The organism is Flavobacterium sp. LC2016-12, assembly GCF_015351595.1.
In the GTDB taxonomy this organism is placed as follows: domain Bacteria; phylum Bacteroidota; class Bacteroidia; order Flavobacteriales; family Flavobacteriaceae; genus Flavobacterium.
The window spans coordinates 755,250-775,931 of sequence record NZ_JADKPT010000001.1 but is presented as its reverse complement, the minus strand read 5'-3'; the positions used below and the strand labels follow the sequence as shown (position 1 = coordinate 775,931).

General features: G+C 34.5%; 17 protein-coding genes. 5 read left to right on the top strand and 12 right to left on the bottom strand.

The genetic code is table 11. The features are described from left to right. Positions 1-144: 144 nt before the first annotated feature. The 3 genes from IRZ99_RS03250 to IRZ99_RS03240 all read left to right on the top strand — a co-directional run bounded on the left by IRZ99_RS03250 (position 145) and on the right by IRZ99_RS03240 (position 3,890). Positions 145-1,218, top strand: coding sequence for a BamA/TamA family outer membrane protein (locus IRZ99_RS03250; RefSeq protein ID WP_194655898.1), 1,074 nt, complete (start codon positions 145-147; stop codon positions 1,216-1,218). A gap of 145 nt (positions 1,219-1,363) precedes the next feature. After that, positions 1,364-1,960 carry a hypothetical protein gene (locus IRZ99_RS03245; protein ID WP_194655897.1) on the top strand — a complete coding sequence of 199 codons (597 nt, stop codon included), beginning with the start codon at positions 1,364-1,366 and terminating at the stop codon, positions 1,958-1,960. Between the two features lie 460 nt (positions 1,961-2,420). Continuing rightward, positions 2,421-3,890, top strand: coding sequence for a glycoside hydrolase family 130 protein (locus IRZ99_RS03240; RefSeq protein WP_194655896.1), 1,470 nt, complete (start codon positions 2,421-2,423; stop codon positions 3,888-3,890). A gap of 80 nt (positions 3,891-3,970) precedes the next feature. Here IRZ99_RS03240 and IRZ99_RS03235 read toward each other — a convergent pair whose 3' ends face one another. The 6 genes from IRZ99_RS03235 to IRZ99_RS03210 all read right to left on the bottom strand — a co-directional run bounded on the left by IRZ99_RS03235 (position 3,971) and on the right by IRZ99_RS03210 (position 11,009). Then, a complete protein-coding gene (locus IRZ99_RS03235) occupies positions 3,971-5,071 on the bottom strand; it encodes an AI-2E family transporter (RefSeq protein ID WP_194655895.1) in 1,101 nt (366 codons plus the stop codon). A gap of 44 nt (positions 5,072-5,115) precedes the next feature. Beyond that, complete coding sequence (locus IRZ99_RS03230; protein WP_194655894.1) at positions 5,116-5,802, bottom strand: potassium channel family protein; 687 nt, start codon at positions 5,800-5,802, stop codon at positions 5,116-5,118. Between the two features lie 52 nt (positions 5,803-5,854). After that, positions 5,855-7,423 (bottom strand): MFS transporter, encoded by a 1,569-nt coding sequence (locus tag IRZ99_RS03225; RefSeq protein WP_194655893.1) that lies wholly within the window; start codon positions 7,421-7,423, stop codon positions 5,855-5,857. Between the two features lie 3 nt (positions 7,424-7,426). Next, positions 7,427-8,491 carry an HlyD family secretion protein gene (locus IRZ99_RS03220; RefSeq protein ID WP_194655892.1) on the bottom strand — a complete coding sequence of 355 codons (1,065 nt, stop codon included), beginning with the start codon at positions 8,489-8,491 and terminating at the stop codon, positions 7,427-7,429. A gap of 12 nt (positions 8,492-8,503) precedes the next feature. Beyond that, complete coding sequence (locus IRZ99_RS03215) at positions 8,504-9,841, bottom strand: TolC family protein (RefSeq protein ID WP_194655891.1); 1,338 nt, start codon at positions 9,839-9,841, stop codon at positions 8,504-8,506. Positions 9,842-9,971: 130 nt separating this feature from the next. Then, complete coding sequence (locus IRZ99_RS03210; protein WP_194655890.1) at positions 9,972-11,009, bottom strand: bestrophin family protein; 1,038 nt, start codon at positions 11,007-11,009, stop codon at positions 9,972-9,974. Positions 11,010-11,199: 190 nt separating this feature from the next. Here IRZ99_RS03210 and IRZ99_RS03205 point away from each other — a divergent pair, with 190 nt between their 5' ends. After that, positions 11,200-11,583, top strand: a complete 384-nt coding sequence (locus IRZ99_RS03205; RefSeq protein WP_194655889.1) for a response regulator — start codon at positions 11,200-11,202, stop codon at positions 11,581-11,583. A gap of 117 nt (positions 11,584-11,700) precedes the next feature. After that, the gene (locus tag IRZ99_RS03200) at positions 11,701-14,142 is read left to right on the top strand and encodes a sensor histidine kinase (RefSeq protein ID WP_194655888.1); all 2,442 of its coding nucleotides are present in this window, start codon (positions 11,701-11,703) and stop codon (positions 14,140-14,142) included. A gap of 140 nt (positions 14,143-14,282) precedes the next feature. On the opposite strand, the gene IRZ99_RS03195 is transcribed toward IRZ99_RS03200, so the two are convergent. From IRZ99_RS03195 to IRZ99_RS03170, 6 genes are all read right to left on the bottom strand, one after another. Then, positions 14,283-15,221 carry an alpha/beta fold hydrolase gene (locus tag IRZ99_RS03195; RefSeq protein ID WP_194655887.1) on the bottom strand — a complete coding sequence of 313 codons (939 nt, stop codon included), beginning with the start codon at positions 15,219-15,221 and terminating at the stop codon, positions 14,283-14,285. A 275-nt stretch (positions 15,222-15,496) separates the two neighbouring features. Next, the gene (locus IRZ99_RS03190; protein ID WP_194655886.1) at positions 15,497-16,342 is read right to left on the bottom strand and encodes an oxidoreductase; all 846 of its coding nucleotides are present in this window, start codon (positions 16,340-16,342) and stop codon (positions 15,497-15,499) included. Between the two features lie 47 nt (positions 16,343-16,389). Next, positions 16,390-17,346, bottom strand: coding sequence for a polysaccharide deacetylase family protein (locus IRZ99_RS03185; RefSeq protein ID WP_194655885.1), 957 nt, complete (start codon positions 17,344-17,346; stop codon positions 16,390-16,392). A gap of 31 nt (positions 17,347-17,377) precedes the next feature. Then, complete coding sequence (locus IRZ99_RS03180) at positions 17,378-17,851, bottom strand: nuclear transport factor 2 family protein (RefSeq protein ID WP_194655884.1); 474 nt, start codon at positions 17,849-17,851, stop codon at positions 17,378-17,380. Beyond that, positions 17,848-18,867 (bottom strand): MBL fold metallo-hydrolase, encoded by a 1,020-nt coding sequence (locus IRZ99_RS03175; protein WP_194655883.1) that lies wholly within the window; start codon positions 18,865-18,867, stop codon positions 17,848-17,850. Before IRZ99_RS03175 ends, IRZ99_RS03180 begins: the two co-directional genes overlap by 4 nt. An 18-nt stretch (positions 18,868-18,885) precedes the next feature. Continuing rightward, complete coding sequence (locus IRZ99_RS03170) at positions 18,886-20,652, bottom strand: amidohydrolase (RefSeq protein WP_194655882.1); 1,767 nt, start codon at positions 20,650-20,652, stop codon at positions 18,886-18,888. Between the last annotated feature and the right edge of the window lie 30 nt (positions 20,653-20,682).

Genomic DNA, 20,682 nt, shown 5'->3' with positions numbered 1-20,682 from the left:
TATTTAAAACAATGAAACACTATAATTCAGTTCTTTATAAATAATTCTACGTATATTTATAATAATCCTTTGCGAAATGGAATAGTAAATCAAAAAGGAAAATAGTCTAATAAGTACTGATTCATAATTTTCAAAAGAAACCAAATGCAGAAAATTTTATTATCAATAATCTTGTCTTTATGTTGCTCACTGGCATGGACGCAAACGAAATCAATCGATAGTACTGCAATAGCTGTCAAACCCAAAAAAAATATCGATTTTAATGTAATGCCCTACATCAGTTACAATAGAAATCTTGAATTTATGTTTGGAGCTATTCCCATGATGATGTACAAAATAAATCCAGCGGATACAATTTCTCCTAAAACTTTATCTGGAGTATCAGCTATTTACACTACTAATAAATCTTATTTTCTAGCTTTATTTAATAAGTTTTATTTTAAAGAAGATAGTTGGCGCGCCACGTTTTTCTTCATGACAGGAAATCATAATTCTCAATTTTATATGGATGATATTGATGCACCTGATTTTTATGATTATGGAACCAAAACTACTATTCTAAATTTTAGTGTTCAACGAAAAATAATCAAATCTTTATATGGTGGCATCGGTTATGCATACGCACATTATGATACTACTTATGAAGATGACGTACAACCCGCTTCAAAAACACATACAAATGGCTTACAGGCAATTGTATTGTATGACACTCGTGATGCTGTTTATTATCCTACGAAAGGAGAAAAAATAAGAATGCGATGGCTTACTTATCCGGAGTGGTTTGGAAATGATGTCAATGCTAATAAAATCCTCTCCGAATACAATAAATACATTCCGATGCGTAGTGGAACCGATGTTTTGGCAGCGCGTTTTTCAGGTAAATTCGGATTGGGTGCTATTGCATTTGAACAACAGGTTACCATAGGCGGAGAAGACATCAGAGGATATTCTGAAGGGAAATATCGCGGCGACGGACTAATGGCGATACAAAGTGAATATCGCTACAATTTTAGTAAAAAGATGGGCGTTGTTGGATTTGCGGGTCTTGCCACCATTTATGGTTCTGATACACCCGATTTCAACTGGAAAATGTATCCGGGTGCCGGCGTAGGATACCGTTACAAAGCTTTTAAAACCGTAAAATTTAATGTAGGACTGGATGCGGCCGTTGGAAAAGATGACTGGGGAATTTATTTCAGAATTGGAGAAGCTTTTTAAAAAGTCAATAGTTGTTAAATAATCTATAAAACAACACTCTTTTTGACAATCAGTTCGTCATAAAGACAATAAAAAGTTTAATTAAATGTTTAGGTTATTAGGTTAAATCTAATATTAACTTATATATATAAAATAGAAAAAAAGTATGAAAAAGATTTTGTTTTTAGTTATGATGATTGGTGTTTCAGTGCATGGACTTGCACAAGATGAGCTCAATAGAAAACAGCAATCAATCCAACCTAAAAATTCAGAAAATAAAGAAGTGATTCCGCCAACAGAAGCTCCGCCAACAGACGAGCCTCTGCCTCTTTCAAAAGAGCCGATTGTTTTAAAAATAAATCCGGATGAACTTTTCAATAATAATATTCTTTATAAAAGAGAAGCCAATGTAGAAGGTATTTTTTATAGAAGAAATGAATATTTAGGTGGTTTTGTAACGAAATCTTTTACCTCTACAATTCGTTACAGAGATGCTGCTTTTGTTGACGGCGATAAGATCAAAGTGTATCTGAATGATAAAGTTATTGAACCTGAAGTAATTCTTGACGGAAGTTATAAAGGATTCAAAATAAATTTAGTTAAAGGGATCAACAAAATTGATTTTGAAGCTTTAAATGAAGGTTCTGCTTCACCAAATACAGCTGAATTTCAGGTTTATGATGATAAAGGCGAAGTAATCGAATCTAGCCAATGGAATGTTGGTAAGGGTTACAAAGCAGTTATCATTTTGTATAAAGAGTAAACTTAAAAGGTTTAATTATTCGTTCAAAATTATTAATGGGGACAAAGTGAAAAAATCATTTGTCCCTTTTTTTATGTCTCAAACGTTCTTTCTTTTCTATTTAAAAACAAGCTTCAAAATTTATCTACTGTAAATCAAATATTTATACAATTAATTTTATTCTTTTTTGTAAATTTGAAATACCCCTTTATTAAAATCAGACTTTATAAATTGATTTTTTCAAAAAGCTAAAATTTGTAAAGTGAAAGGCAATGCATGGAGTTTTAATAAAATTTTAAGTTTTTTTCGTTAGCAAAATCACTAACTTGTATAGAGCTATTAATACACAGTTAAGCCGTTTTAAAATAGATATGCTTCTTAATTCTCTAAAAAAAAGAAACATAAAGTAAAATAACTAAAGTCGTTTTATCCATTTAGGAATAAAATTGGACCGACTTTTATCTAACAAAAAAATAAAAATATGCGAGTACCCATCATTAGAAAAAACATAGTATTTACACCAGATTCCAAAAGAGTTGTTGCCCGATATTTTATGAATGGCGATGAAAGAACCCAACAAATGGTGATGCGGATAATGATGCTGGATGAAAAACAGGTTTTACAAACTCTGGAACAAACACTTAGGGAATTTGCCAGACGACATCGGAATATTTCAAGCATATTTTTAAAACATTGCGAGAAAATCAGACCTATAATCGAAGGAATGCAGGTAGATTACGAAGCTATTTCCCTGGATCGAAAGATGCTGATAGGCTCCTACTGTACCATGGAATATGCCATTGAATCTGCCGCTATTTTTAATCCGTCAATTATAGAAGATTTTGACCAGACAGGTTTAGAAATGGGCGAAAAACGTGTCATTCTTTCTTTCAGGGCAACAGGTGAAGGTCATATTTCGTCCATTGTTTTTAGAAGAGCAATTCTTGATCGGAACAACAATCTTCAGGTAATGAAAATTGGGCATCATATTGACAAAGCCGAAATTGAACATAAAACCTTGTATAACAAGGAGCGCTTCTCAATGAAACTCTATGAAATGCATACCGATGATAAATACATCGCCCAAATTATGCAGGAATTACCAAATGAATTTGAATATGCGGTATTAAAAGCTCTGGTGAAAACAGGTTTAAGCGATCCATCTATCAGTCAGGAAAGAAGAACCGCACTCGAAGAAATAATCTGGCTGGCTAATTCTTTTTATGATTTGTCTTTTCAACATGATTCTGATATTACAGAGCGTGTTATTTTTCCAATATCTGAGTCTGAAAGTCGTGGTATAGAAGATGCGCGTTTTGTTCGTTTTGATGATGATCATGATGATTCTCATCGTGTATTGGCCACTTATACAGCTTATAATGGTCACGCTATCTTGCCAAAACTTATTTCTACTGAAGATTTTTATACGTTTAGGGTAATGCCTTTGCATGGAGTGGGTGCACAAAATAAAAATCTGGCCTTATTTCCGAGAAAGATCAAAGGAAAATATGCCATGCTTTCACGTATTGATGGCGTTAATAACTACATCATGTATTCAGACAGGGTTACGCAATGGAATACTCCTATCCTACTTCAGGAACCGCGCTTTGCCTGGGAATTTACCCAAATTGGAAACTGCGGATCGCCCCTTTGGACAACAGAAGGATGGCTTGTAATTACCCATGGTGTGGGTACAATGCGACGTTACTGTATTGGAGCATCTTTATTTGATCTAGATGACCCATCAAAGGAAATTGGAAGATTGAAAGAACCTTTGCTTTCTCCTTTGGAAGATGAACGCGAGGGTTATGTTCCAAATGTTGTTTATTCCTGTGGTGCCATTATTCATAACAACAGTCTGATATTGCCATACGCCGTCTCCGATTATTCTTCTACTTATGCCGTTGTAGATTTAGTCGAATTATTAACGGCTTTAAAGAATAGTAAATAAGATTTCAGACATAAATTTATAAACAAATCCCATTTCGATATGAAATGGGATTTTGTTTTGATTATTAGGAGAAATAGACATTATTCAATAGTAGGATCCGGTTCAATTATTTCCGGTTGAGGAGTTGTATAATGATGATCATCGAGCCAGGCAATAAACAATTTGTAACCAATTGAAAATACGATCGGACCAACAAACAATCCTATAAATCCTGACATTATAAATCCGCCAATAACGCCCAAAAAGATTACTAACATCGGCACCAAAGCGCCTTTACCCAATAAAAGTGGTTTCAAAACATTATCTGAAAGTCCGCTTATGATAAAAAAGATAGTCCACCCAATCGCATAACCGGAATCTCCGGTAGAAAAAAGATATACAATAACTCCAATATTTATGATAATGGGGCCTATCTGTAAAATAGAAAAAACAAGACAAATCAAGGTCAATATTCCAGCATACGGAATATCGGCTAAAAACAATCCAAATGCCTGAATGAGCGTTTGAATAATAGCCACTCCCAAAATTCCTTTCACCACCTGATAAATGGTAGAAGTTGAAATGGTCATAATTTCATCTGCTTCAGTTCCGGCAATCTTTTTTAGAAATTTATGGACCATAGTTTTTGCTCCGGGTGAAACCAATAAAATTCCGGCAATAATGACCGAAAGGATAAATTGCAAAAAAGCAACACCTGAACTTAAAATACTTCCCATAATTTTGGTGGAAAATTCTTTAATCTGATCCTGATACTTAACGACACTCTGTTCTATATCTGTTGATGCTGAATGCAAAAACTCGTAAAGAGGTTTGCCAACTATAGGCCATTCTTTAATCGAAGGTTTAGGCGGACTAATCTTAAGGGTTCCGGCCTCAAACTCGGTTTTCAATTCTAAAAAATTGGACGTTGCAGCTTTTAAGGCATATATTACTGGCATTAACATTATAGCAATAATTGCAATTGTTATGATTACAGCTGCCAACGTTTTTCGTCCTTTTAATATTCTTTGCAGAAAATTAAATAAAGGATAAAATGCCACAGCTAATATTGCTGCCCAAAGGATTGGCATAAAAAAAGGCATTAGCAATGTAAGACAAAACCCAACAACCAGAAAGATAAAAAATAGCTGCAAAATAGTGTCAAAGAGTTCTTTTCGTTTATTCACATTCGAATTTTCCATTTTATTTTGTTTTTAGATAATAATTGGTTTTACGTGTTTGTTTATTATTTTTTTAAAGAAAAGTTGGCATCAGAAACCAATCTTCCTATTAAGATTACCGGGTATAAAACACCTGTCAGCACTTCGATCTGAACGAGGGAGCGAGCAAAAGGATGAATGGGGACAATTTCGCCATAACCTGTCGAGGTCATGGTGATATAACTGAAATACATGAAATTAGCCTGTTGGCTGCTGCTATCAAATGGAGAAACGGCCATCTGAAAAGAACCTTCGATGTGTTTAAAAACAAATAAATACACCGTACACCATAGATTGACCAACAACATGTAAACGACTATCGAACCAATAATACGATATTGTGTTACGGGCCCGGGTTCTAATACTTTTATTAAAACCAACCCAATTAAAAGCAACATTAAAGCAACCGACAAAAAGAGGTCGGCAAATACAACAATAACGTTGGTCTGAAAAAAGTCGATCCACTGTACCATTAAAAACAAAAATGGAATAATAGAAACCAGAAGGGCCTGCTTTTTATCTTTTGATAATGAAATAATTCCCGCCAATATAAATAACATCCAAAAAATATTGATAACTACCATGAAACGAGAGTAGCTGCCAAATAACGGAATCACAATAAATTGCATGATACAAAGCAGTAACAACATGACGCTGAGTCCTTTCTCCTGTGTCCATAAACGATATAAAAAACGATCATTTTTTATTTCCATAATTCTCGATTGTTAATTAAATAAGAAGCTAAACTGGATTATATGTAATACTTTAAATTGGTATAGGCTCCGATTCTACTTTTCCAATTGGCCTGCGCCAAAGTTTAAAAAGAAGAATGATAAAAATGGGCAAAAAACAAATCGCCGACATGACCAGATAAATATCTTTATACGACAGTAACATAGCCGTCTGAGCCGTTTGATTAGAAAGGCTTTTCTCTGCTTTTTTCTGTGCTTCAGCATCTGATAATCCCATGAATAAAAAGTTTCTTTTGGAACTCGCCAATTGATTTTCTGCCTGTTTATTGGTCATGGTCAATTGTTGGCTAAGTCCTGTTTTATGCTGTATATTCATATTTGAAATAAAGGTTCCTAAAATCGCTCCTCCTAAAAGTGATGCAAAAACAGCCTGAGCAATAATCCCGCTCATCATACGAGACGTACTTAATTTTGGCGGAACTCCTTCTGAGATATAAAGCAAGGATACCGGAAAAAGAAACCCCATTCCAAGTCCTTTAAAAATCAGTGGCAAAAAGAAGTCCGAAGAATCTATTCCGGGATAAAACCTCAAAAAAAGCATAACATGATACAATCCGTAGCACGCAAAACCAATAATCCAGATCGTTGCCAGATAGATTCTTTTGTATAAAAGATAGGTTGACAACGGAATCGAAATACACAACCCAAGCAGTAAAGCAAGATGTGTCTGAGCGCCCAAAACCGAATCAAAACCCAAAATATTAGTCATATAACCCGTTACAATACTTCCGGTTCCGTTCATAATCCCAATATAAAACATCAAAAAAGCACCAATCACAACATTTTTATACCGATACACATCCGGATCGATTATAGGATTTTCTGTGAAACGAGTATGCAATAGGTAAATTCCCAATAATAGAAACAAAAGAGCCGTCGCCAATCCTATTTTTGGATCATCAAACCAATTACGGGTTTGACCTTCAGCACATAAAAAGAGAATCACCATAAAAAACAGTATCATGATCATCCAGCCTCGCCAGTCAAACTGAAATACCGCTTTCATAGGCGCCACATCGGCCTTATAAAAATACCAGGCTAAAAGAATGCATACTAAAAAATTGACATTAAGAAAATAGACACTAAAAGTCCAGTTGTGCAAACTGGTAAAATGAGCCCCAATATATTGATATAAATGCTGACTTCCCTTCTGAATAAACTGAAGAATACCGTACAACAACGCCATATTAAAAACAGGATTGTATTTTAATATAATAGGTACCATCGAAGCAAATATCCCAATAACGGAAACAATAGCCATAAGAGCACGACATAATGTAAACCACCCGATTGTAGGTGCAAATAAAGAGGCCGTATTGAAAAGCAGCGATAAAAAACTTACCGATAAAATCATGGTGCGAACGCGAATCTGTTTGCCTAATTTTAATCCCAAGGGCATAAAAGCCAGCATACTAAAAATGGGAATATAGACAGAATACGTAAAAACTGTAGTTGAAGCTCCAAAATGCCCCAGAATCTGCGAATTATCATAAGTAGTAACGTTCAGTCCATTAAAAAAAGGAATTGTAAGGATGTATAATCCTATAAGTGTAAAAACGCTTCCTTTTTTTCCTGCGATCATCTTTTACTTTTTTACTTCGACAGTTACATTCATACCGGGTTTTACTTCTTCTAAATCTTTATCTGCAGCCTCAAATTCAATTTTAACCGGAATTCGTTGTGTTATCTTCACAAAATTTCCAGTCGAATTATCCGGTTCAACCATAGAGAACTTCGCTCCTGTTGCCGGAGAAAAACCTAGCACTTTTCCTTTAAATTCTTTTCCGTCCAATGCATCAATAGTAATGGTGACCTGTTGCCCCTGTTTTATTTTTTCAATTTGAGTTTCTTTAAAATTGGCCGATATCCATAGCTTTTGGTTCAGTACAATCGTAGCTATTGTTTGATTGGCGTTAATTAATTCTCCTATAGAAAGATTGCGTTCTCCAACATAACCATCAGATGGGGCTGTTATGCTGGTATAGGATAATTGCAACTTTACTGCATCAAGATCTGCTTTTTTTCTGGCGACTGTTGCTCTCGCAGCTTCCAGATTGATATTGCTTTGTTTGGTAACAGATCCACTGGCTTCCAAGCCTTTTCGGCTCGCTTTTACGTAGGCTTCCTCCGATTTCAGTTTCGAAATCACCTGATCGTATTGGTTGCGTGTCACAGCCGAATCGGCATACATATTTTTGAAACGCTGATAATCTTTCTGAGCTTTTTCAAGACTCGCCAAATCTCCGGCTAACTTTTCCTGACCCGAAGCCTGATTGGATGCTGAGGTTGTAATGGTCTGCACTAAGGAATGCAGGTTTCCTTCGGCTATAGCCAAATCAGCTTCGGCTTGCTTCACTTTGATGATGTATTCTGAATCATCCAAAATCACCAAAGTATCGCCTTTATGAACATACTGGTTGGCTTCAAACCTAATTTCTTTAATATGGCCTGTTGCTCTTGCTGCAACACTGTTGATATAAGCCTCAACCTGAGCATTATTAGTGGTTTCATAATTACTGAAATCAAAAAATAAGCTCAAAATCCATAAAGCTCCAGCGATCAAAAAAACAAAAGATAAAACCGTTAAAACCGTATTTCGTCTTTTATCTTTCTTCTGAATTGCTTCATTTGGTGCATTTTCTTCGCTCATGATATTTATATCTTAAAGTTTACCCATGGCATATTGCAGGGAATAGTATTGAATAATTAAATCTAAATTGGCATTTACCAAGGAAATTCGGGAGTTATTCAATTGCAACTCAGCATCTACTATTTCGCTGATTAAAGCAAAATCATTATCATATCTGCTTTTTACAATTTTATAGTTACTCATCGAAAGCTCTACATCTTTTTTAAAGGTTTTGATATTCTCCTTGCTTTCAGCATAACGTACGTAAGCATTTTTTACTTCGGTAGTAATTTGGTCTTTCGTAACGGCCAAAGCAATATTACTCTTATCAATTTCCAGTTTATCTCCTGAAATACGATGTTTTAAAGTATAAAAACTCGATACATCCCAGCTTAAAGAAAGGCCGGCAGCCCAATAATTAAGTATATTGACATAGGTCGGCCATTGTGCCGGATATTCCGTATTCAGAATAAGATTGGCATTAATGTTGGGTCTAAAACCGCTTTTGGTTAGACTTAAATTAGACTCGGAGAATTTAATTCCTATTTCAGCGCGTTTGATTTCTTCTCTATTCAAAAAGGCTTCTTCTAAACTTTGCTGAAGATTTAAATTCTCTGTCGGAAGCATGCTTTCCGCTACTTCAGGTTTTAAAATAGTGTTCGTTGGAAAACCAATTAATATGTCCAGATAATTACTGATTAATTCGATTGTATTGGTACTTCTAAAAACCGAAACCTTAAAGTTAGATTGTTGCAATTCGGTTCTCAGTAAATCACTTTTTAAGTTTTGACCGTTATTAACACGTGATTTTAACTGGCTGATACGAAGATCTGTATTGATGATATTCTGCTTCGTTACTTCAATTTGACGGTATAATTTTTCAAGGGTAAAATATTGTTCTGTAATCGCATTTTTAACGTCAGCCTCAGTCATCTTAACAACCGATTCCTGCATTTGACTAAGTAGTTTTTGTTGCTCAATTCTATTATTGATTGACCCTCCGCTGTAAATTGGAATCGCCGATACAATATTGGCAAATCCCATATGATTCAAATAATCTACGGTAATGTTACTTTCATAAAATCCATCATACAATTTAGGGTCGCCTATATAAGTATATCCGGCACTTAAACCCACACGCGGCATTTTGGCAATTTTAGCCTGATCTACATTTTCATTTGCGATGGCCAGATTGGTATTGGCAATTTTAAGTTGTTTATTATTCTGAATACCAAGTAATATGGCTTCATCCAGCTTGATTTTTTTTGCATTTCCGAGGCTATCTTGCTGAGCAAAACTAAAGCTGGCAGTACATACCAAAAGAAGAAACAAAAATTTTAAACCTAAATCTTTTAATCGCCAATAATTCATCAGATTTATTCACTTTTTAGTTAATAAAATGGTATGCGGAAACAATTTATTATTTAATGACTTGAGTAAAAAAATTGGGCTGAGGCGTAGAATATTCAATTATTAAAATTGAAAGTCGGAGTATAAAAAATTACAATAAAATCCCGTTTTGAGCTTTAATAGATTTAGGAATATCTTCTTCTTTCATCATTTGTTTCAAATCAATTTCGATAGTTCGGCAGATCGAAAGCATCGGAATATCATTTGGTAAACCTCCAAAAGGATTTTCAGAATAATCCCCAACAAGTTCCATCAATAAAAAAATCCAGGAAACAATGCTTACTACCGGAATAAACAACCAAACATTATAAGGGCCAATTTGATCAAATTCAGCAATTAAACCAAATGGCAATAAAACAATAAAAATCCAGACAAATAAATTACTTGCATAAGCATACAAACGGGGTAACGGAAAATTCTTAATTCGCTCTGCCTTACCCTGTTCATCGTATAAATTATTTAGAAGTGTCTGCAATTGCACATGATAGAAATCATTAATAATGTCATCTTTTCTAAGCTGCATCAAATCTTGTGATTGTAAATCAATAATATGTGTAGCCATATTCCTGAATCTCTTCAAATCAGCATATTCCTCAGAATTAAGATATTTTTCCAGCATTTCTTTGGTAAAATCATCTTCAAGAGTATCACCAGCGACTTTTTCAATTGATCTTCGACTTCTTTTTGCAATATAAGTGCCCAGTGTAATATGTTCCCAGGATGTAGGTATTGATAATTGGGCCCGAAAAGCATACACATAAGCAATATTTCTGTAAATGAGTTTTTTGGTTATGGCATCAATTTCTTCTTCAGAAAGTTTTTCAACAGATGGGTGATTTCTAATATAACCTCTCGTAGTAACACCCCACATGCGGCTAATATTGAGGATTGTTCCCCATATTTTTCTGGCTTCCCAGATTCTTTCGTATGACTGGTTGTTTTTAAAACCAATATAAAAAGATACTGCAGTCCCGATGATTCCGATACTAACCCACGGAATCGAAATCCATTTTAGATGTAAAAATTCGTATGAAAATAAAACCAGAAAAGACCATACAACAATCCATAATAAATAACCTCCGCTGAATTTTACTAATGCACCAAAGCTGAAACTATTATTTACAAACATAAGCATCTGATTTATAATCATTATAAAGATAAAAATAAGCTTAATACAAACTCAATTTTATGTTAAAAAAATTGCTTTTTAGAATTAAGGCAATAAAAGAAGCTTTTTTCCTGCTTAATATTAATATTATATAAAACCTGATACTAAATTGTGTAATTGCCTGCAATTCATTTTTGTATAATTTTAAAGCATGAAGTACTCAAATATTTTAGTAATAGATGATGATGCTGAAGATATTGAAATATTTTCAGAAGCGGTTAATTCTTTTAAGGAAAACATCACTATTACAGCGTATACAGATGCTTCTTTGGCTCTGGAAGGCCTAAAAAAAGCAGCAGAATTACCTGATATAATTTTTCTTGATTTGCAAATGCCGCGTTTAACGGGAAAAGATTTTTTGCAAAAAATAAAAGAAGATGATCATTTACAAAATATACCAATTATCGTTTTATCTGGCCAATCTGATGTCATTATGAAAGATATTTATGAAAAGATTGGTGCCCATAATTTTATTTGTAAACCAAATAGTTACAAAGAATTAGTTGAAGAGCTTCGTGGCATCTTGAATATCTAAAATTATCATTTTTTCCTTTGCTTTAATCTGAATTTTATTATTAATATGTTAAAAAGCCAGTTGTTTCTCTTTATATTTGATTTTTAAAGTAATTCATTTCAAATATTTAAGAAAACAATGAAGCAATTATACTGTTTATGTCTGCTGATTGCAATGTCTTTTCCATCTTTTGCGCAGGCACCATCCTCAACTGCCAATTACAATCTGGCAAAAAAACGGCTTTTAATTCAGCTTTGCAGCTCCTTCCTTTATGCAACATACCAAGGGAAAATTGATGAAGACAGTGCAACCGTTTTGGCTGCTAAAATTTATAAATTACCCCTTTTATTAAATTATGATGAAGGGTTTTATGATGCTTCAGATAAAGCTTTTCTAGATGGAAGTGCATTGTTAGAAAAAGGAAACATCACAGCTTTCAATAAAATTTTAGTAAAAACACAAGGAACCACAAAAATAAAATTACTGCTTCAACGTGGAAATTTTTATCTATCTAAACCAGGAGGAAAACCTGAATATCTTCAGAATGCTTTGTACAATATAAAGGAAGCACTCAAAATCAGTAACGAGCTTAAAATACAAAAATGGCAGCATCAAAGTATGATGCTACTTGGAAAATATTATGCGAAAGCGCGTAATTTAGATGAAAGTAAAAATTGTTTTATCAAAGTTGTAAACGAATGCCGAAAACAAAATGACCAAAAAGCCCTCGCTGATGCATTGGCCAATCAGGCACAATTTCTACCGGTTTTTGATCCTCAAAAAGAAATTATTTTAAATGAAGTCATTAAACTTTACAACACTCTGGGATTACAAGAAAAAATGATTGTAAATTATTTAAAGATCGTTGTCATTCATTATTATTCCGGAAATTTAAAGGTAGCACTTAAAGGATTTTATCAAAGTTTGTATTACCAGCGAAAAGCCGGTTTTAAGCACATTCATTTTACTGAAGCCACGATCTCCTACATTGAACTTTTACAAAACAATACAAAAAGCGCCTTGTATTATGCTTTAAAGAGCATAAAAACAATGGAAGCAATTAATGACTATAATTTTGCAGATGATTTTTACCTCCGCCTTGGTAACGTTTATCTCGCGCTTGGTCATTTCGAAGAAGCCAAAGCAACGTATGAAAAAAGTTTTGAAGAAGGAGAAAAAGGAAGTAATACCGGTGGTTGGTACAAAAGTTTTGTGAGTTTGGTGGCTGCCATGTCTTCAAAAGGAAAAGATCAGGAAGCTATTGATTATATTAATTCGGTTACGGCTAAATATCCGCCACCAAATCTCTTTGATAAAATGATTCTGGCTAATACCAAAGCGCTTTGTTATGACAAGCTGAATAATTTTGCTATGGCAGAAAAGAATTATAAGGAGATGGATAAATGTGCGCAGCAAATATTAGCACCCGAAACTGTAATCGATATATTAAACCTGTACTCTAATATGACTGCTTTTTACGCCTACAGATACAGAGTAAAAGAAGCCACCTTTTATGCTGATAAAGTTGCATCTATAGCACAATTGTACAAGCATAATTTTACCTCTGAAAGACTTGAAAGTTCCTTATCCAAAATTGATTCTATAAATGGTAATTATCTTTCTGCATTAAAACACCATCAGGTCTATAAAAAGCTAAATGATAAGTTGGTTAATTTTTCCAAAAACAAGGAAATTGAAGAACTCAAAATTCGGTATGAAACGCAAAATAAAGAGAAGGAAATCAAACTCTTAAACAATCAATCAGAATTGCAGAAAAGCGAACTGCGTAAATCACAACTTTTAAATTATTTAGCGATTGGAAGCTCTGTTTTATTTATAATTACGATCGCGTTGTTATATAACCGTTATCGATTAAAACAGCGAAATCACGCTAAATTGGAACAGAAAGAAAGAGAAATCCATAAGAAAAACATTAATTTAAAACATTTGCTTGATGAAAAAGAATGGCTTTTAAAAGAAATTCATCATCGTGTAAAAAACAATCTTCAAACCGTTATTAGTCTGCTGAATTCACAATCGGCTTATTTGGATAATGATATGGCTTTATCGGCAATAAAAAACAGTCAGCACCGAATTCATTCAATGTCGTTGATTCATCAAAAATTGTATAATTCTGAAAATATTTCGACGATTAATATGCCGAATTACATTAAAGAATTGGTTGAATACCTGAAAGAATCTTTCAATACCGGACAAAGAATTCGATTTGAAATTAACGTTGCTCCTTTAGAATTAGATGTTGCACAGGCTGTACCGTTAGGGCTTATTTTGAATGAAGCGATTACGAATTCGATCAAATATGCGTTTCCAGATGACCGCACAGGAATGATTCATGTGACAGTAGAAAAAGTAAAAGACAGTTATTATTTACTAACTATTTCCGATAATGGAATTGGCTATAATACTAACGTTAGTTCGGAAAGAAAAAATTCTTTTGGAATGAGTCTGATAAAAGGTTTAAGTGATGATTTGGAAGGAAAACTTTCAATAGAAAATCAAAATGGAACGATTATAAAAATTGAGTTTTTAGCTGAATTTCTAATTGATAAAAATAGATAAATTCCAATAAAAAAATTCCAAATTCCAAACTTTAAATCCCAAATTCCAATTTAATAACAAACCCGACAGGTTTTAAAACCTGTCGGGTTTATTAAACTCCAGGATTGGAATTTGGAATTTCTTTTTTGGAATTTTTAAAATTATTTAGTTTTAAGGAAAAAATCCAACAATCCTTTTTGAACTGCTTCTGTGTTTTCCTGAACGATCCAGTGTCCTGAATTTGGAATATTGGTTTCACGAACATCATTAGCAACCAATTTAGTGTGGTCTTTTAAAAATGCTGCTGCAAAATATTGACCGCCCATTGTAAGAACCGGCATAGTTAATTTTGTTTTCATGAATTCAACATTGTCTTTCCCATCTTGTTGAAAAGCGCCAAACCATTTAAAACTTCCTGTTGTTGCTCCTTTTACAGAATAAGCACGAATAAATTCAGCTGTTTCTTCTTTTGTAAAAGCGTCTTTTTTATTGGCAACTACCGGCCAAAATCCTGTTAAGAATTCTTTTTCTTTCCCAGCAACGATAGCTCCGGAAGAAGGCCAGCTAAAGAATCCGAACCACCATGCTGAAGCTGAAACTTGTGACCAAACGGGCTCAATTCCAGGAAGCAAAGCATCCATTAAAGCTAATTTTTTCACTTCAGTTGGATATTGAGCCGCATAAGCGAAAGCTACCATTAAACCAATGTCATGACCTGCAACATTCACATTTTTATAACCTAGTTTTTTTACCAATTCATGAATATCAGTTGCCATTGTTTTTTTATCATAACCACTTTCTGGTTTTCCTGACTCTCCTACTCCTCTCAAATCCGGAGCAATGACAGTGAAATGTTTAGAAAGTTCTGGCAAAAGTCTGTTCCACATGTACCAGTTTTGACCAAATCCGTGAATTAGTACTAACGGCTCGCCTTTTCCACCAATTACGTAATGAATATCAACGTTGTTAACGTTTACGGTTGCGTGTTTAAAGTTGGCAGGAGGATTTGCTGCTTTAACTGATTTATTTTGTGCAGGTGAAGTTGTACCTACTAAAAGTGCTGCAATAAGCATAGCTGAATTTTTAATTATTGTTTTCATTTTTATGTTGTGTTATTATTTTATGGGACAAATTTACAATAACGGAACGATCGTTCCGTTATTAATTCTGTTAATATTTTTATAAAACTAAATTTTAAACTTTTAATCCGATGTAAACCATTGATTTTACAAGTGTTTCTATAAACTGAGAGATATTAAATAATAAGATTGTTTTTGAAAAAATAAGAAAAAACATAAAAAAATCCACCTCTTTCAAAACCAAGTTTGAAATTGATGGACTCCTTCCGAACAATTCTAAAAAACCTATTTATGAACTAAGCTGAAAAATCTGTTGAAAATGTGAGTTCTTTATTATTTTCAATTTCTGTTTTTAATGCATCGATTTTATAATTGGCAAATTGATAAGCGTCTGATCCTGTAAGCATTCTTAAAGGTGGCTCAGGATTCTGGGATAGTTTTATAATTAGCTTCGCCACTTTTTCAGGATCGCCTAACTGATTTCCTGGTAAATCCTGCTGATGCTTGCGTACCCCTTCGCGAATATCGGTGTAAGCTTCAATTGGATTTGTTGGCGCAATTAGTGAACTGCTGTTCAAAAAATTGGTACGCACATAACCTGGTTCTATAATGGTTACATTGATTCCGAAAGATTTTACTTCTTGCGCCAGCGCTTCAGAAATTGCTTCAACGGCAAATTTTGTACTGCAATAGATTCCCCAACCTGCTCCGGCAAGTAATCCGAAAACAGAAGAAAGGTTGATGACGTGCCCAAACTTAGCCGCTCTCATATGAGGTAAAATGGCTCTGGTTACATTTAATAATCCAAATACGTTGACGTCAAAATTAGCGCGAACTTCTGCATCAGAACTTTCTTCGATACCACCAATTAATCCATATCCTGCATTATTTACCAGATAATCTATAGACCCAAATTTTGATATAGCACTCTGTACAGCTTCTTTTACACTTTCTTCATCAATTAAATTTACCTGCAAAGGCAAAAACTGAGCTGTCGTAAAGCCAACCGCTTCTTTAAGCGATTCGGCGTTTCTGGCCGTTGCCACAACATTGAATCCCTGAGCTAATAATTGCTTTACCAAAACAAGACCTATTCCTTGTGACGTTCCTGTTATAAACCAAGTTCTATTTTCATTTTTCATAATCTGTTAATTTAAATTTTCTAAATAATAGTTAATTAAATAGATCATTATTCCTTAATGATGTTCTTATCTTCATAAGCCATTTGGGCGATTTCGTCTTTTCGTTTAAAACTAACTCCCTTATGTTTTTGAATGTACGATAGGATTTCTGTAGTTGCAGCAACCATTTGTGGTGTTCCTCCAATACGATCATGAAAGCTTATCGACATTTGCCTGCGCTTTTTTTCTGATTCTCTATAAAGCTGGTCAAATTCCAATATCACCTGACGTGCAAACTGATCAGCACTAAAATTTTTGCCCTCTATCAATACAATATCGTTACAGCGAATGGTGTACGGAACCACTGCAAAATCTTTTCCTTTTACTTTTAATAAGAATGGCTCGTCCCGACTTAAATCATCAATATGATACTTAAATCCAAGTTCCTGCAAAATTTCGAGTGTGTTTGTTCCGCGTCTTAACCAATTTGCATTATATCCGACAGGTTGAAAACTGGTTACTTTTTTAATAGCATCAGCACCGTCTTTGATGAATTGTTTTTCAGTTTCATACGGCATAGAATATTGTGTTGCCCAATCCATACCATGAGCAGCGGCTTCATGACCTCTTTCTACAATTTCTTTGGCAAGAGCTGGATTTTTTAATACCGCCGATCCGACCATATGCGAGGTAACTTTTACACCAAACTTATCCCAATTGTCCAGCATTCTGGGAATTCCTTCTTTGTAGCCATATTGATACCAGGTTTCGCCAGGAAGATCGGTAAATCCTTTTTGCATATTCTGCGGAAACGGACTCTCCGCATTTACAGGCTGACCACCGGCTTCAAACTGCATCGATAGCGATACTACCAAACGTGATCCGTCCGCCCATTTGGTATTGGAATCTTCTTTATTGACTACTATATTTGTTTCTAAATCACTTGCCAGAAGTGTCGTTGCTGGCAGTAATCCGGCAAGTCCAACAAGACTTGCTTGTTTAAGAAATGTTCTTCTGTCCTTCATATTGACTTATTTTTAGGTCCTTAGCCTTTAACTATTTCAATACTTTTTCAATAATTAAAGTCTCTTCATAAAGCGAAAATTTGCTTATCAGATTATTCTCAACTGTAAGATGTATCGCAAGTGGCATTTTAAAATGTTTGCCATTTTTTTTCACTGTTCTTTCGACAAAACCAAAGACGGCTACTTCATTTCCTCTCAATAAAAAAGATTGTGCCTCGAGTTTTTCACTTCCGTCAACAAAATAACTAAAGAGAGTTTTAAACAATGCTGAAATTTCTGCTCTCTTAGAACGATGTCCTGTCCATGGCATGTATTTCGATTCGAATATATACCAATCGACTTTTTCTGAAACCATAGAAGCGATTTTGTCCGGATCTTTCGCATCAATATAGCCAAAGAACTTTTCTACAGTTTCTTTTGTTTTGATTTCTTCATCTGTCAATTGTTGTCCATATACTGAAAAATTCAGCAAGAGAATAGCTAGAATTACATATATCTTTTTCATTTTTTGCCTCCGTTCTCTTTAATATCTTTATAAGCATTCGGAATATTAAAATTGAAGTGAAGCCAATTGAAAAGCTCGTAACCTTTGTCATACTCTTTCATTGTTACTGCCTTTTTCGTCTCTTCTAAAGTCAGTCCTTTTTTTACAGCATCTTCTACATTAGCTTTTAAGGCTTCAACGTAATCAATTGTGTATTTTATTCCGGCTTTATTGGTAACTCGGCCGTGACCGGGAACAACAATATCATTGTCGCCAATCATATTATATATCTTATTCAGATTATTAACTGGCTCCAGAAAATAGCCATCAAATAACCACGGAATGGTCGGGCTCTCAGCAATAAAAGGATTTCCCGCCCATAAAACATTGCCTTTTGGTGATTTTAAATACACAAAAAGATCCGCAGGAGATTGGGCTGTTCCCACATTTATTACTTCAACAATATTTCCTTTTCCCATATCAATTTTCATTGTCTCATTAATAGAAATCGTTATATCTGCCGGACGATAAACACTTTCTTCAATGCCTCTGCCTTTTCCAAAAAGCATAATCATGAACCCTTTGATATTGTCATAATTTTTAGAAAGATTGTCTTTGCAGAATTCATTCTGAATAACAATGGTTTCTTTCGGAAGAAGATAATTTCCAAAACAATGATCACCATGATCGCTAGTATTGATTGCATAAATTATCGGTTTATCCGTTACGCTTCTGATCAGTTTATAAAGCTGATCGTAAAGTCGTTTGCATAACATGGTTTCGATAAGCAAAACACCTTTTTCTCCCACAATAAATCCTGCCGAAGTAGCTTGTGCAATACCTTTTGATGTTTCGGCTTCTGCAGTTTCCGGCGCAACGGAATAAACATTGTCGACAATTTTATGCAGTTTTAAAGTTACTTTATTAGCATCCCATATAGGCACATGATCCGGCATTGGAAATTGAGCGTGTACATTAATGCTGATAAGAAGCAATAAAGTAATTGCAAATGCCGAAATTATTTTTTGAGTTTTCATGATTTATCTTTTATGTTTTTATTGTTTTATTTGATATCCTCCAAAATATTTAATAGGCGACCATTCCGGAATTACCGGCGCAATACCGGGATCAAGAGCTTTGAAATCTCCATTTCCGTACACTACTTTTCCATTCACAATGGTCAAGTCAGATTCGATATTTCGAACTTTATCAGCAGGAATCCCAAAATAATCATCAGATAAAATGGTCATATCGGCATACATTCCTTTTATCAATTTTCCTTTTTCGCTTTCTTCTCCAGAAAACCAGGCGCTTCCGGAAGTATACAATTGAAGTGCAGTAAATTTATCCAGAATCTGATCTTTTGGCCAGAACTGCATTCCTCCTAAAGTTTTTCCTGTAAGGAGCCAATGCATTGCCATCCACGGATTATACGTTGAAATTCTGGTAGCATCTGTTCCCATTCCGACAGGGATTCCCATTTTAAGCATTTCTTTTATTGGAGGTAATTGTGTTTTTGGCGCTCCGTACATTTTCTCATATAATTCTCCCTGAAAATACATTCTGAATTGTACTGCAATTCCGCCATTAAGTACTTTCACTCGTTCTAATTCTTTTGGTGTAATAGTTTCGGCATGATCAAAAAACCAACGTAAACCATTAAACGGAATTTCCTTGTTTACTTTTTCAAAAACATTCAGCATTCTGTCAATTGATTCGCCATAAGTGGCGTGCAATCGAAATGGCCATCTGTTTTTAACCAATAATCTGATAATGGGTTCCAGATCTTTTTCCATATCATCTGAAAGGACAATTCTTGGCTCTAGGAAATTTTCAAAATCGGCTGCAGAAGCTACAATGTTTTCTCCTGCTCCTTCCTCGGTATAACCATTGGCAACTAAAAGGTTATCATTTTTATTAATTAAAGTTGAGGCAACCCATTTTTCATAATCTTGCAACTCTTTTCCTTTTTGCTGAGCAAAGAGATAGTAGGAAATTCTAAGATTTAATTTTCCTGTTTTCGCTAATTCCATTGAAGTTCCATAATCTGTCGGAAAGTTTTGCGATCCTCCTGCGGCATCAATTACAGAAGTCAACCCAAAGCGATTCAACTCTCTGTTAAACTGAAGTGAACTGTTGATTCTTTCTTCGGGCGTTAATTTTGTGGTTAAACCTAAAGTAGTGTAAATCGCTTTTGGAGTTTCTTTGGCGAACATTAATCCGGTCAGATTGCCGTTTTTATCCTGCTCTAAAATACTTCCTTCATAGTGTGTGTCTTTTGTATAGCCTAAAACTTCAATTCCTTTTTTATTCAAAAAAGCTTTTCCGTACAAATAGGTAATAAAAACAGGTTTGTCAGGAACAGCCGCATTTATCTCTTCGATGGTTGGTTGCCTTTTTTCCTCAAAACCATATTCATTCCAACCGCCAATTACTTTAATCCAAACACCGGGCGGAGTTCTGGCAGCTTGTTCTTTCAGCATTTCCATTGCTCTTTTTAGTGTTTTCACACCATCCCAACGCAATTCAGCGTTATAATTAAGTCCTTCACGGATAACGTGCATATGACTGTCATTTAAACCCGGAACAACGGTTTTACCTTTGGCATCAATAGCTTGCGTGGTCGCTGTTTTATAATTTTCTAAAATACTTTTTGATGTTCCGGTTGCTAAAATGATTCCGTTTTTGGAAGCAATTGCCTGAACAAATTCATTGGATTTTTGCATTGTAGCAATTTTTCCATTAAAAATAATCAGATCGGCTTTTTCCTGAGCCTGCATAAGCAGGCTGAAGAAAAATAGTACTATAAATATTCGTTTCATTATTTTGAAATTTAATTGCTCTGTTCGTTA

Coding starts and splice junctions, on each gene's coding strand:
- IRZ99_RS03250 (WP_194655898.1), top strand. CDS start 145: ATGCAGAAAATTTTATTATCAATAATCTTGTCTTTATGTTGCTCACTG.
- IRZ99_RS03245 (WP_194655897.1), top strand. CDS start 1,364: ATGAAAAAGATTTTGTTTTTAGTTATGATGATTGGTGTTTCAGTGCAT.
- IRZ99_RS03240 (WP_194655896.1), top strand. CDS start 2,421: ATGCGAGTACCCATCATTAGAAAAAACATAGTATTTACACCAGATTCC.
- IRZ99_RS03235 (WP_194655895.1), bottom strand. CDS start 5,071: ATGGAAAATTCGAATGTGAATAAACGAAAAGAACTCTTTGACACTATT.
- IRZ99_RS03230 (WP_194655894.1), bottom strand. CDS start 5,802: ATGGAAATAAAAAATGATCGTTTTTTATATCGTTTATGGACACAGGAG.
- IRZ99_RS03225 (WP_194655893.1), bottom strand. CDS start 7,423: ATGATCGCAGGAAAAAAAGGAAGCGTTTTTACACTTATAGGATTATAC.
- IRZ99_RS03220 (WP_194655892.1), bottom strand. CDS start 8,491: ATGAGCGAAGAAAATGCACCAAATGAAGCAATTCAGAAGAAAGATAAA.
- IRZ99_RS03215 (WP_194655891.1), bottom strand. CDS start 9,841: ATGAATTATTGGCGATTAAAAGATTTAGGTTTAAAATTTTTGTTTCTT.
- IRZ99_RS03210 (WP_194655890.1), bottom strand. CDS start 11,009: ATGTTTGTAAATAATAGTTTCAGCTTTGGTGCATTAGTAAAATTCAGC.
- IRZ99_RS03205 (WP_194655889.1), top strand. CDS start 11,200: ATGAAGTACTCAAATATTTTAGTAATAGATGATGATGCTGAAGATATT.
- IRZ99_RS03200 (WP_194655888.1), top strand. CDS start 11,701: ATGAAGCAATTATACTGTTTATGTCTGCTGATTGCAATGTCTTTTCCA.
- IRZ99_RS03195 (WP_194655887.1), bottom strand. CDS start 15,221: ATGAAAACAATAATTAAAAATTCAGCTATGCTTATTGCAGCACTTTTA.
- IRZ99_RS03190 (WP_194655886.1), bottom strand. CDS start 16,342: ATGAAAAATGAAAATAGAACTTGGTTTATAACAGGAACGTCACAAGGA.
- IRZ99_RS03185 (WP_194655885.1), bottom strand. CDS start 17,346: ATGAAGGACAGAAGAACATTTCTTAAACAAGCAAGTCTTGTTGGACTT.
- IRZ99_RS03180 (WP_194655884.1), bottom strand. CDS start 17,851: ATGAAAAAGATATATGTAATTCTAGCTATTCTCTTGCTGAATTTTTCA.
- IRZ99_RS03175 (WP_194655883.1), bottom strand. CDS start 18,867: ATGAAAACTCAAAAAATAATTTCGGCATTTGCAATTACTTTATTGCTT.
- IRZ99_RS03170 (WP_194655882.1), bottom strand. CDS start 20,652: ATGAAACGAATATTTATAGTACTATTTTTCTTCAGCCTGCTTATGCAG.